The 11,859-nt window shown below is 64.0% G+C and carries 11 protein-coding genes; 6 read left to right on the plus strand and 5 right to left on the minus strand.

Translation table 11 applies throughout. From position 1 onward, the window contains the following. Window positions 1–11: 11 nt before the first annotated feature. The 4 genes from C795_RS0108940 to guaA are packed head-to-tail and all read left to right on the plus strand — an operon-like array spanning window position 12 to window position 4,167. Window positions 12–1,133 carry a GuaB3 family IMP dehydrogenase-related protein gene (locus tag C795_RS0108940; RefSeq protein WP_017793414.1) on the plus strand — a complete coding sequence of 374 codons (1,122 nt, stop codon included), beginning with the start codon at window positions 12–14 and terminating at the stop codon, window positions 1,131–1,133. Window positions 1,134–1,139: 6 nt separating this feature from the next. Then, the gene (locus C795_RS15650; protein WP_017793415.1) at window positions 1,140–2,090 is read left to right on the plus strand and encodes an SURF1 family cytochrome oxidase biogenesis protein; all 951 of its coding nucleotides are present in this window, start codon (window positions 1,140–1,142) and stop codon (window positions 2,088–2,090) included. A 10-nt stretch (window positions 2,091–2,100) separates the two neighbouring features. Continuing rightward, window positions 2,101–2,553 (plus strand): DUF3817 domain-containing protein, encoded by a 453-nt coding sequence (locus C795_RS15655; protein ID WP_017793416.1) that lies wholly within the window; start codon window positions 2,101–2,103, stop codon window positions 2,551–2,553. 30 nt (window positions 2,554–2,583) lie between these two features. Further along, the gene (gene guaA / locus C795_RS0108955) at window positions 2,584–4,167 is read left to right on the plus strand and encodes a glutamine-hydrolyzing GMP synthase (RefSeq protein WP_017793417.1); all 1,584 of its coding nucleotides are present in this window, start codon (window positions 2,584–2,586) and stop codon (window positions 4,165–4,167) included. A 76-nt stretch (window positions 4,168–4,243) separates the two neighbouring features. On the opposite strand, the gene C795_RS15660 is transcribed toward guaA, so the two are convergent. Continuing rightward, complete coding sequence (locus tag C795_RS15660; protein ID WP_017793418.1) at window positions 4,244–4,891, minus strand: GntR family transcriptional regulator; 648 nt, start codon at window positions 4,889–4,891, stop codon at window positions 4,244–4,246. Further along, complete coding sequence (locus C795_RS0108965) at window positions 4,888–5,868, minus strand: phosphotransferase enzyme family protein (protein ID WP_017793419.1); 981 nt, start codon at window positions 5,866–5,868, stop codon at window positions 4,888–4,890. Before C795_RS0108965 ends, C795_RS15660 begins: the two co-directional genes overlap by 4 nt. Before the next feature lie 131 nt (window positions 5,869–5,999). Between C795_RS0108965 and C795_RS15665 the strand changes: the two genes are divergently transcribed. Then, complete coding sequence (locus C795_RS15665; RefSeq protein ID WP_232225462.1) at window positions 6,000–7,451, plus strand: aspartate aminotransferase family protein; 1,452 nt, start codon at window positions 6,000–6,002, stop codon at window positions 7,449–7,451. A gap of 111 nt (window positions 7,452–7,562) precedes the next feature. Here C795_RS15665 and C795_RS0108975 read toward each other — a convergent pair whose 3' ends face one another. Next, the gene (locus C795_RS0108975) at window positions 7,563–8,411 is read right to left on the minus strand and encodes a Bax inhibitor-1/YccA family protein (protein ID WP_017793421.1); all 849 of its coding nucleotides are present in this window, start codon (window positions 8,409–8,411) and stop codon (window positions 7,563–7,565) included. A 137-nt stretch (window positions 8,412–8,548) separates the two neighbouring features. Between C795_RS0108975 and C795_RS0108980 the strand changes: the two genes are divergently transcribed. Then, a complete protein-coding gene (locus C795_RS0108980) occupies window positions 8,549–9,586 on the plus strand; it encodes a glycerophosphodiester phosphodiesterase family protein (protein ID WP_017793422.1) in 1,038 nt (345 codons plus the stop codon). 35 nt (window positions 9,587–9,621) lie between these two features. Here the strand turns inward: C795_RS0108980 and C795_RS16625 are convergent, their stop codons facing one another. Together C795_RS16625 and C795_RS0108990 are read right to left on the minus strand one after the other, a co-directional pair. Beyond that, window positions 9,622–10,041 carry a DUF6508 domain-containing protein gene (locus C795_RS16625; RefSeq protein ID WP_017793423.1) on the minus strand — a complete coding sequence of 140 codons (420 nt, stop codon included), beginning with the start codon at window positions 10,039–10,041 and terminating at the stop codon, window positions 9,622–9,624. Window positions 10,042–10,556: 515 nt separating this feature from the next. After that, the gene (locus C795_RS0108990; protein ID WP_017791760.1) at window positions 10,557–11,615 is read right to left on the minus strand and encodes an IS110 family RNA-guided transposase; all 1,059 of its coding nucleotides are present in this window, start codon (window positions 11,613–11,615) and stop codon (window positions 10,557–10,559) included. Between the last annotated feature and the right edge of the window lie 244 nt (window positions 11,616–11,859).

An 11,859-nucleotide genomic window follows, 5' to 3' on the forward strand; every position in this document is an offset into this window, starting at 1 on the left:
AGACTGGAGGCGTGAGCAACGAGATCGAGATCGGCCGCGGAAAGCGCGCACGTCGCGTATACACCTTCGATGAGATCGGAGTCGTGCCGACCAGGCGCACCCGTGACCCAGAGCTCGTCTCGACCGCATGGTCGATTGACGCGTTCAACTTCGACATTCCGGTGCTTGGCGCCCCGATGGACTCGGTGATGTCGCCCGACCAGGCGATCTCGCTGGGCCGCCTCGGTGGCCTCGGCGTGCTGAACCTTGAGGGCCTGTGGACCCGTCACGACAACCCCGAGCCGCTGCTCGCTGAGCTTTCGCGTATCGAGGACGAGCGCGAGGCTGTCGACCGCATGCGCGAGCTGTACGCCGCGCCCATTCTTCCCGAGCTGATTCGCGATCGCCTGGGTCAGATGCGCGATGCAGGAGTGACGGTGGCCGGTGCACTGTCACCGCACCGCACCGCAGAGTTCACTGACACCGTCGTGAACGCTGGCGTCGACCTCTTCGTGATTCGCGGCAACACGGTTTCGGCCGAGCACGTCGCAGAGGGTGGCCGCGAGCCTCTCAACCTGAAGCAGTTCATCTACGAGCTTGACGTGCCCGTCATCGTCGGTGGCGCCGCAACCTACCAGTCGGCCCTGCACCTCATGCGCACCGGCGCAGCCGGCGTGCTCGTCGGGTTCGGCGGCGGCGCGTCCTCCACCACCCGCGTGACGCTCGGCATTCGCGCACCAATGGCTACGGCGATCGCCGATGTCGCGGGCGCTCGTTTGGACTACCTCGACGAGTCGGGCGGCCGTTACGTGCACGTCATCGCAGACGGCGGCCTCGGCACGTCGGGCGACATCATCAAGGCCATGGCCTGTGGTGCAGACGCCGTGATGCTCGGCTCGACCCTCGCAAAGGCCTCTGACGCGCCCGGACAGGGCTGGCACTGGGGTCAGGAAGCGCACCACGAAGATCTGCCGCGCGGTCGCCGCGTCAAGGTCGGTCAGGTGGCACCCCTCGCAGAGATCGTGAATGGCCCCTCGCACCTCGCAGACGGCAACTCAAACCTCATGGGTGCGCTGCGTCGCGCAATGGCCACCACGGGATACTCGGAGCTCAAGGAGTTCCAGCGCGTGGGCATCGTCCACGCCGAGCGTTAATCCGGCATGTCGGGCTCGAAACGCCCGGAGTACCTTGGCGAGCCCACGCTCGCCAAGGTCATGCGCCGTCCCCGGTGGATCCTAGCTCTGCTGCTCGCGCTTGCTGTGGCAGCAGGTTTCGCAGCGCTCGCCCAGTGGCAGGCCGGCTTTGCCGTGCAGTCGCAGGCGCAGGAAAAGGTGGACACTGAAACGCCTCAGCCGCTCGTCGATGTTGCCTCGGCGACCATGGGAGTCACGGAGGACGGCGCTGCCGTCGTCGTGCTCGCCGGGGGCGAATTTGTCCCCGAAGACTTCGTGGTTGTGGGCAAGCGCATCAATGGCGGCGAAGAGGGCGCGTGGGTCGTGGGCAACCTCGTCACTGCGGGTCCCAACGCCGAGCCGGGCGCTCACCTCGCCGTGGCGATCGGCTGGGCTCCCACGGTGGCCGCGGCACAGGATGTCGCCGATCAGCTCGCGCGCGATCCGGAACTGATCGACGGATCTCAGCTCGAAGGCCGATACATGCCAGCCGAGGCACCGAATATTCCCGCGGCGCACCTGGACCCGCAGTCGCTTGGCGCAATGACACCGGCGCACCTCGCGAACATTTGGCAGTCGGCCGATGGCCCGGTGTACTCAGGATTCCTCGTGATGCACGAGGCCGCTGGCACCGCCACGCCGCTTGCAACGCTGGGCCTCGAACAGATTGACTCGGTGGCACCGCTGCCCGTCAGCGCCGTGAACTGGCTCAACGTGTTCTACGCGATCGAGTGGCTCGTGTTTGCTGGTTTCGCGGTGTTCTTCTGGTATCGGCTTGCGCGCGACGCCTGGGAGAAGGAACACGAAATGAAGAATCTTCTCGCTGAGGCCGCAGCGGCCCCGGGCGAGGATGCCTCGAGCGATGGTGCCTCCGGGGACGAAGTATCGAAGGCTGCTGGTGCGCAATCACCCGCAGCACACCTTGAAACCGAACGGTAGAATAGTCACCATGCAGTTGCAGCCCAAGCCCGCCGATTTTCCTCGCATTCGCAAGGCGCTCTCGTTTTACAAAGTGACCTCGGTCATCACCGGCGTCATGCTGCTGCTGCTGTGCGCGGTCATGGTGATGAAGTACGCCTTCCACGTGCAGCTGTTTCTGTTCACGCCGAACGGATTCGCAGAATTTGTGCCGATCGCTCCCGAGGGCATCGAGGCAGACTTCACCGGCGCGGGCTTCGACCTGTTCAAAGCGATTCTGATCGCCCACGGCTGGTTCTACGTGGTGTACCTCGTGAGCAACTTCATGGTGTGGAGCCCCATGCGCTGGAACTTCGCGAAGTTTCTGCTGCTCGCACTGGGCGGCGTGATTCCCTTCATGTCGTTTTTCCTCGAAGCCAAGATCGTGCGTGAAGTGAACACGTATCTTGACGCACACGAGCCGGCGCCAGCGGGCTCAAACTAGACTTTTCTTACCTCCAAGCGAAAGGCCAGCATGGCAGAACAAACAGGGACCGCGCAGCGCCCCGTGCTCGTGGTTGATTTTGGTGCGCAGTACGCGCAGCTGATCGCCCGCCGGGTGCGCGAAGCTGGGGTCTACTCAGAAGTCGTACCGCACACGATCTCGGCAGCTGAAATGGCTGAGAAGCAGCCCGTGGGCATTGTGCTCTCGGGTGGTCCGTCGTCGGTGTACGCAGAGGGTGCTCCCGAGTTAGATACTGCGATCTTCGACATGGGCGTGCCCATGCTCGGCATTTGCTACGGCTTCCAGGTCATGGCGCGTGCGCTCGGCGGCACCGTGGGTAACACGGGCGACCGCGAGTACGGTGCCACCGAGGCGACCGTGACCGGCGACGGCGGCGCGATTCTTGGCGGCCAGCCCGCTGAGCAGAGCGTATGGATGAGCCACGGCGACGCAGTGCAGCAGGCCCCCGAGGGATTTGACGTGCTCGCGTCGACCTCGGTCACGCCCGTGGCCGCGTTCGGTTCGCCCGCGAAGAAGCTCTACGGCGTGCAGTGGCACCCCGAGGTCAAGAATTCCGAGTACGGCCAGAACGTCATCGAGAACTTCCTGCGTAACGTCGCGGGTCTCTCGGCCGACTGGAACGCGGGCAATGTTATTGCTGAGCAGATCGAACGCATTCGCGAGCAGGTCGGCAACGCCCGCGTCATCTCGGCAATGTCGGGAGGCGTGGATTCGGCAGTGTCGACCGCACTCGTGCACGCTGCGATCAGTGACCAGCTCACCGCCGTGTTTGTGGACCACGGTCTGCTGCGCAAGGGCGAGCGCGAGCAGGTCGAGCGCGACTATGTCGCCTCGACCGGTGTGCGCCTCATCACCGTTGACGCCGCTGACACGTTCCTGGGCCACCTCGAGGGCGTCTCTGACCCCGAGACCAAGCGCAAGATCATCGGCCGTGAGTTCATTCGCACGTTCGAGAAGGTGCAGCTTGACCTCGTCGAGGAGGCACGCGCCTCGGGCGAAGAAGTGAAGTTCCTCGTGCAGGGCACGCTGTACCCCGACGTCGTTGAGTCGGGCGGCGGATCCGGTACCGCGAACATCAAGTCGCACCACAACGTGGGCGGCCTGCCCGACGATCTCGACTTCGAGCTCATCGAGCCGCTGCGCCTGCTGTTCAAGGACGAGGTACGCGAGATCGGCCGTGAGCTCGGGATTCCCGAGGAAATCGTCGGCCGCCAGCCGTTCCCCGGCCCCGGCCTGGGTATTCGCATCGTGGGCGAGATCACGCGCGAGCGTCTCGACATTCTGCGCGAGGCTGACGCGATCGCCCGTGCCGAGCTCACCGCTGCTGGCCTGGACCAGACGATCTGGCAGTGCCCCGTTGTGCTGCTCGCTGACGTACGCTCGGTAGGCGTGCAGGGCGATGGCCGTACTTACGGTCACCCGATCGTACTGCGCCCCGTCTCGAGCGAGGACGCGATGACCGCCGACTGGACCCGCGTGCCCTACGACGTGCTTGCTCGCATCTCGAACAAGATCACGAACCAGGTGCCCGAGGTTAACCGCGTGGTGCTCGACGTGACGTCGAAGCCGCCCGGGACCATCGAGTGGGAGTAGTCCTCCGACCCGAGGCATAGCCTCAACTACGCAGCCCGGCCTCGGCCGGGCTGCGTCTGTTTATGCGGGCGGTCGTTCATGCCGCCGATACGAGCCGCAGGAGCTGCGGCTCGTAGTCGTCGATGTGCGCATGTACCGCACGCTGGGCTGCGATCGGATCTCGAGCGAGCACGGCGTCTCTGATGCTTATGTGATCCGCGATCACCGCGTCGACGGGCACGCGATCGGCAGTCTCCCGCTGCAGGATGAGCCGGATCGCGAACGCCATCTCCGTCGAGATCTGCTCGAACATGCGGTCAATTCTGTCGCTGCCAATCAGCGCGACCACCGAGGCGTGAAACCGCAGATCGGCGAGGGCGTGGGCCGCGCTGTCCTGATCTGCTTGGGCCGCGGTCGCAAGCCGGTCGCAGGCGTCGGCGACTGCGCGAAGACGGCTTGCCGGTGCGGTGTGGCATGCGGCCGCCCCCTGCCCCTCGAGCGTGCGGCGCACCAAATAGAGATCGCGAATATCTGCTGCGGTGAACACCCGCACGGAGGCACCCCGGTTGGGTTCGTGAATTACCAGGCGCTCGCGGGCCAGCTCCTGGAGTGCCTCCCGGGCGGTGCGGCGAGAGCAGCCGTGCTCGGCCGAGAGCGCCACCTCGCGCAGGGGGGTGCCCGGAGCGATGTCCAGGGCGAGGATCTGGGCGCGCAGCGCTGCGGCTACGGCCGACGGTGTGCTCATGCCGACACCTGAGCGGCGCCGGCCAACGCTCTAAACGTGCGCGCGGTGCCGTCCGCGCGCATGCGTGCGTACTCGTCGCGGTCGCAGCCCTGGCGTGCGTTCCAGATTGTGGCGTTGAGCGCCAGCCGGGCGCGCACGAGGGCGGGGTATACGGCTCGCTCCGCGGGCGTGAACGGCACGATGTCCGCCCAGGCCGCGGCAACGGCCTCGACTACGCGCACCGGATCTGCGGCATGACGCGCGAGGTATGCGGCGGCAATGGCCGGCTCGGCGACGCGCCAGCCGACGAGCATGTCATCAAAGTCGATCACCGCGGCGATTGTGCCTGAGGGGTGTGCGAGCACGTTTGAATCGTGCAGATCCTGGTGCACGAGTGATCGGGGCAGGGCTGCCGTAAATGGTTCTACCTGCGTGCCAAGCAGCGCGAGCCCCGACTCCGCTAGCTGCCGGGCCTCTGGGTCGGTGACCCGGGGCAGATGGGCCGCTATGACGGTCGACATGGTGTGCGCGGCCCAGGCGTGCTGAATGTCGTGCGGTGGGCGGGGAGCCGATTCCAGCGCCTGCTGCAGGTGAGCGGCGGCGGCTCCGAGTTCGCCCGCGAACGCTTCCTCATCGAGCGAGGCGCCTATTTCTCCGTAGGGGGCGGCGTCGATCCACTCCGAGACCGTGATCGCGACCATTTCGCTCCCGTGTGAGGCGGCACCGACGAGCCCGCCATCGCGCGCGCGGAGTATCTGGGGCACGGGTTGCCCGAGGGCGGCCAGGTGGGCTGCCACTTCCGCGCGCCAAGTCTGCACGGTCAACTCGCGTGCAGACGAAGCCTGCATCTTGACCGCAATCGATCTACCCGACGTTACGCCGTGAAAGGTGCTTGCCAGCTCGCTCCCGAGTGCTGACAGCGGGCGATCAAGGGTGATGCCGTGGGTCGCTTCGAGCAGGGGAGCCGCTTGCTGCGGGGTCAGGGTGAGCGAAATCATGTCGTCTCCATAGGTGTGTTGCAACCCGCACGCGGTCTGCTTTGATCGCCAATATGGTGACTATAGCGCGAATCTCACGTATATTGGTGACCAATATCTACGACGACTGGGGCACACGAAGAGGTGGCGATTTGACGCAGCGAGATACTACCGGGGTGCGATCCGCAATGGTGAATGGGTTTGATCCGGATCGCGCCGGCGAGCTGCCGCCCGCCGCCCGCGAGCTTATCTCGCGCCGTGAGCGCGTGCTGGGCAAACCGTATCGCTTGTTCTATCGCGAGCCGCTGCATCTGATGCGGGGCTCGGGAGCGCACCTCTTCGATGCGCAGGGTAACGACTACCTTGATGCCTACAACAATGTGCCAGCCGTAGGGCACAGTAACGCCCGCGTGCAAGATGCGGTTGCCCGGCAGCTCGGCACGCTCAACACCCACACCCGGTACCTCACCGACGAAATCGTCGAGTATGCCGAACGGCTCACGGCGAAGTTCTCGCCCACGCTGTCGCAAGTGATGTTCACCTGCACGGGCAGCGAGGCCGTCGACTTGGCGGTGCGCATGGCTCGCAGAGTCACAGGCGGCGAAGGGATCATCGTCACGCGAAACGCTTACCACGGTACGACGGCATCGGTCGCGGAGCTCACCCCTAGCCTGGGGCCGGGCAACTCCATTCCGGCGCGTACGGCTCTGGTGGATGCCCCGGACTCGGTGCGCGGTCCCGCGAGCGCTGCTGAGTTTGTCGCGCAGGTGCGGTCAGCGATCGCGAACTTCGCGGCTCAGGGGATCCCCTTTGCCGGCATAATCGTTGACTCGGTACTGTCGAGTGATGGGCTACGGCTCGAACCCGCTGGCTTCCTGGCTCAGGCCGCGCAGGTCGCGCACGAGGCTGGCGGCTTATACATCGCCGATGAAGTGCAGCCCGGGTTCGGTCGCACGGGTGACTGGTGGGGATACACGCGCCACGGGTTCGTACCGGACCTGGTGGTGCTGGGCAAGCCGATGGGTAACGGGCTCCCGATTGCGGGAGTTGTGGGGTCGCCGGAGGTGTTCGACGCGTTCGGCAGCGAGGTGCGGTACTTCAACACGTTCGGCGGTAACCCGGTGAGCATTGCCGCGGCGACGGCCGTGCTCGACGAGATCGAGCAGCGCGGGCTGCTTGAGCATGCGGCGCACACTGGTCACCGCTTGGCGACCGGGCTGCGCAGCATTGCAGCTGACCTGGAGCGTGCGGGCGGTGCATCCCGGGTGGCCGAGGTGCGTGGGGCGGGGCTGTTCCTGTCGGTCGAGTACGTTGCCCCCGACGGTGGGGCGACCCCCGACCCCGCTGCGGCGCTCGCCATGGTGAACCACCTGAGAGACCGGCGCATTCTGGTGAGTGCCTCGGGCACGTACGAGAACGTGCTCAAGATTCGGCCCCCGCTCGTCTTCGATGCGGAGGAACCGCTCCGCGGCGAGGGGCAGGCCGTGCGGGAGTCTCACGCGTCACACTCACAACCCCTAAGCACTTCACTGGCGCATCGTCGCGACAGTGATCGATTCCTCGAGGGGTTTGCGGAGGCGAGCCGCTTGCTGGGCTGTTCCTAGCTGGGCGCCCATAGCTGGGGAGTTCCTCATTGAACGCAAAAACGGGTGTGGCCCGGCGGGAATCCGCCGGGCCACACCCGTTGATCCGGAATCACCCGGACAGCTGGCGACTTAGTCGCTGCCTCGCAGGATCGCGAGGATACGCAGGATCTCGACGTAGAGCCAGATCAGCGTGACCATCAGACCGAACGCTGCAGACCAGCCCCACTTCTCGGGGACGCGGTTACGCACACCGTTCTGAATCAGCTCGAAGTCCATGACGAGCGAGTATGCGGCGAGGAAGACTGCGAGCAGTCCGATGACGACGCCGAGTGGGATGCCGAAGATCTCAACGCTTCCGCGCAGGCCCCAAGGGTTACCGTTTGCGCCGCCGAACATCATGATGCCGACGTTGATGAGTGAGAAGACCAGGTAGCCGACCATTGCGATCAGCACGATCTTGGTCATTTTGGGGCTCGTGCGCACCTTGCCGCTGCGGAACAGCAACAGGGTCACACCGAACACCGAGAAGGTGGCGATGATGGCCTGCGAGACGATGCCGGGGTACAGGTTCTCAAAGGTGCCCGAGAGGCCACCGAGGAACAGGCCCTGAGCGACGGCGTAGCCGATGATGAGCGGTACGCTCGGCTCCTTCTTGAAGGAGTTCACGAGGCCCAGCACAAGGCCCACGATCGCACCCGGGATCATCAGGATCGGCATGAACCAGCCAACGGCAGCAAACGCGAGGACGATGAGGAAGAGCGCAACGGTCTTCGAGATCGTGTTCTCATAGGTCATCGGTTTGTCGGAGGGCGTGATGACGGGCGGCTGCTGAGCGCCCATCGCGTCGACGGGTGCTCCCGGATCGACGCCGGGTCGCTGCGTCTGCGCTGCCGGCTGATCGTAGATACGGCGCAGCTCATCAGCGGTAAGGGACTTACCGTTGAGTGCGGGGTTCTTACTGAGAGCGGGGTTGCTCATGCGTGGGGAATCCTTTCCTCGCGTACATATAGGCCCAGCTTATCGAAACTCTGCTTTGTCACGGCTGTGATTTAGCAGGTTGGGGGATGCACGCATTTGGGCGTAATCGAGCAGGTCGCTGCCCTAGGCTATTGTTCATGCACAGCACGACCGATCGCACGCCGGATCGTACGCCGGATCGCCCGCTCGTCATCGGGCACCGAGGCGCTCCCGGATATCGGCCTGAGCACTCTGAAGCGTCGTATCGATTGGCATTTGACCTCGGTGTCGACGCGGTCGAACCTGACATCGTGGTGTCGAAGGATGGCGTGCTCGTCGTGCGGCACGAGAACGAGATTTCGGGAACTACCGACATCGCCAAGCGACCGGAGTTCGCGCATTTGCGGACGACGAAGGTCGTCGACGGCAAGAAGTACACTGGCTGGTTTACCGAGGACCTGACGTGGGCGGAGCTGTCGACGCTGCGGTGCCGCGAACGGTTGTCGAAGTTGCGGCCCGACAACGTCGCGTTTGATGGCCAACAGCCGATTCTGCGGCTGAGCGATGTGCTCGCGATTATTGACGACGAGTCGAAGCGGCTGGACCGGGTGCTGCGGGCGGTCATTGAGATCAAGCACGCTGCCTTCTACGAGTCGATCGGCGTGAACATTGGCGAGCTGCTTCTGGAGGAGCTCTCACGATCGGGCTGGGCCAACACCCCCGACCGTCTCATCATTGAGTCGTTCGAGCTGGGCGTGCTCGACGGGCTGCGGCGTGCGGGCGTGCAAGGCTCGCTCATCTATCTGACCGAACGGTTCGGCTCGGCTGCGGATGAACCGCAACCGGGGGAACCCGCACGCAACTACGCCTGGTACCGGAGCGATGTTGGACTCGACCATCTGGTGGGGCGTGTGCAGGGCATTAGCGTCGCGAAGGGAAGCCTGCTGAAGCTCGGGGCGCTGGGCCGGGCGACCGGGCCCACGGATCTCGTTGAGCGTGCGCATGCCCGAGGGTTGCGGGTGTTTACCTGGACGCTGCGGCCCGAGAACCGGTACCTCAACGTGAGATTTCAGTCATCGTTGCGGCCTGCCGACTGGGGCAAGTGGCAGTCTGAATTTGAGATGATCCTGGCTTCAGGGGTTGATGGAATTTTTGTCGATCATCCGGATCTCGGGGTTGCGATTCGGGACGCCTAGGGCGTCATCTGGCGGTTGCCGGATGACGGGCGCTGCTACTCCGGCTGTGCGAGGAACCCGAGGGCGGCCGCGAGGGCCTGTTGTAGGCGACCGTCCTCGATGAACTTGATGAGGTGACCGGTGGAGAATCGCTCCCCGCGCACCATGACGGTGAGGAGCGTGGACAGGTCCTTGCGGGAAAGCCTGTCGACCTGTGCGTCGCGTACCTCGGCCATCGTTGACAGGTATTGGTAGTCGGGGCCGAGTAGCTCGTGGGCGGCCACCAGTGCGTCCCAAACGAGTGGGTCGTAGTCGGGCCATGAAGGCGAGCTGGGGTCGGCGCGGAGGGCTGGGTGCCCAGTTGCGGTTGCGGTTGCGGGTGCAGGTGCAGTTGCGGTTGCGGGTGCAGGTGCAGTTGCGTTTGCAGCCATTCGGTCGCTGTCGAGCAGCAGCGCAAGCCCCTGCTCGATTGTCATTACTGAGGGCCCATTCCACATTCCGCCAGCCTAGGGTCTCGCATCTTGATCTCGGAAGCTCGCGCACCATGGAGCGATGGAGCGATGGAGCGATGGAGCGATGGAGCGATGGTGCGATGGAACCAAAGTCTCGAAGTCTCGAAGTCTCGAAGTCACGAGTCACGAGTCACGAGCCTTGATTCTCGAGCCTTGAGTCTCGAAGTTTCAATGACCCAAAGTCCTCAGCCGGAATGTTCAGTTCCTGTAGTGCGCCTGTGCTCCCGAGCGTTTCTGAGAGCCGGTGGTTTTGACTCGACGACTACTCCGTTGATCAGCGAACGGGGTCTTGCATGACGGGCCGGTAGACGAAACAGGCCAAGCCCTAGAACGGTGGCAGTGGCTGTGAACCGGGTCGGGTGGCGGCTCGTGGATCTCTCCGCCGGATGCCCGGTGTCTGCCCGGAAACTCGGCGAGGGTTCACATTCGGAGGGCCGTCGCTGTCCCATTGGGTCTGCTGAAGGACGGTCCTATAGATGTCAAGCCGCGATTAGGTCGTTCCTGAGATCGTTGAACACCTCACGTGCGATGAACCGCTTCAAACACCTCAGTACGTCTTTCTTGGAGAGTCCCTCAGCGAGCCTGCGCTGCATATAGTCGACCGTTCGGGCGTCATATCGGAGCCTTACCACTGCGATCATATGCAGCGCACGGTTTGCTTTCCGGTCCCCGCCTCGGTGGAGCCGCATCCGATGGCTCTTGCCAGAAGACACTGGCACTGGGGCGGTCCCGCACAGCCTCGCAAATGCTGCTTCGCTGCGGAACCGTTCAACGTTCTCGCCCACGGTGATAAGCAGCTGGGCCGCATGAATGGCCCCAATCCCGACTCGGGATACGAGCGTTGGTGCAGTAGCGTGCACCAGTGTGGTGAGTGAGCGTTCGAGTTCGGTGATCTCTGCGTCAAGATCAGCGATACGCGCCGCGAGGGTGCGCAACGCGAGCTTCACAGCTTGAACGGGATCGTTGAGGCGTGCGCGGTCGATACGGAACTTTCGGCAGTGACGTGCTGCAGCCAGGCCGCCAGAGGGCACGTTTTCTCGAAGGTTCGCTGGCGCGGTAACGAGGATGTCCTGTAGTTGCACGATCGCTGCGGTACGAGCTTTCACCGCGGAATCACGCGTGAGCGTGAGGAACCGAATCGACTCGATGACGCTATCGGTTCGTTTCGGTATAGCGCTCGCGACACCAGCAAGCACTTTTCGAGCGGCAGCCTCAGCGTCGATAGCGTCGTCCTTTCCCACTCTGGCTTTTGTGTGTGCGTGCGGGGTGTTCACTTCTCGCACCTCGACCTGGTGATCGATGAGGAATCTTGCGAGGCCAGCAGCGTAGGAGCCGGTGGATTCCACCCCAAACGCCTGAATAGTGCCGTGGTCGTGAGCCCAGGAGAGCATGTCGGCATAGCCGTGAGTATTTGCAGGGAATTCTTGGTCTGCAATTCGGTTTCCAGTGTCGGTGATGATCACCGCGTGGTGGGTGTTCTTGTGCGCATCAACCCCGATGATGACTTCTGGTTGACGCGCGAGGGAGCTGGTGGTCATGATGGTGGTGTCTCCATTCACTTCGTTGTGTTGGATGACCAAACCGGGCCGGGCGGACACAACAGTGACGGGGCACTCTGAGCAGGGTCCTATGAAGTCACATCCCCGCCTGGTCTGGCCTCTCCCTTGCGGGAGTAGTGGCGTTGGGGCGGCGACGCGTCCTTCACGGGACACCATCGAAGATGAGTCAGTTTGATTGCCGGTCAGCCGTTCCCAGCGCCACTACCTCTATCTTCACTGTTTG

This window comes from Leucobacter salsicius M1-8 (genome assembly GCF_000350525.1).
Lineage (GTDB): Bacteria > Actinomycetota > Actinomycetes > Actinomycetales > Microbacteriaceae > Leucobacter > Leucobacter salsicius.

Bases quoted from the DNA above. Each gene is read 5' to 3' on its own strand.
- C795_RS16625 (WP_017793423.1), bottom strand. From the start codon at position 10,041: ATGACAATCGAGCAGGGGCTTGCGCTGCTGCTCGACAGCGACCGAATG.
- C795_RS0108965 (WP_017793419.1), bottom strand. From the start codon at position 5,868: ATGATTTCGCTCACCCTGACCCCGCAGCAAGCGGCTCCCCTGCTCGAA.
- C795_RS15655 (WP_017793416.1), top strand. From the start codon at position 2,101: ATGCAGTTGCAGCCCAAGCCCGCCGATTTTCCTCGCATTCGCAAGGCG.
- C795_RS15650 (WP_017793415.1), top strand. From the start codon at position 1,140: ATGTCGGGCTCGAAACGCCCGGAGTACCTTGGCGAGCCCACGCTCGCC.
- C795_RS0108980 (WP_017793422.1), top strand. From the start codon at position 8,549: ATGCACAGCACGACCGATCGCACGCCGGATCGTACGCCGGATCGCCCG.
- C795_RS0108975 (WP_017793421.1), bottom strand. From the start codon at position 8,411: ATGAGCAACCCCGCTCTCAGTAAGAACCCCGCACTCAACGGTAAGTCC.
- guaA (WP_017793417.1), top strand. From the start codon at position 2,584: ATGGCAGAACAAACAGGGACCGCGCAGCGCCCCGTGCTCGTGGTTGAT.
- C795_RS15660 (WP_017793418.1), bottom strand. From the start codon at position 4,891: ATGAGCACACCGTCGGCCGTAGCCGCAGCGCTGCGCGCCCAGATCCTC.
- C795_RS0108990 (WP_017791760.1), bottom strand. From the start codon at position 11,615: ATGACCACCAGCTCCCTCGCGCGTCAACCAGAAGTCATCATCGGGGTT.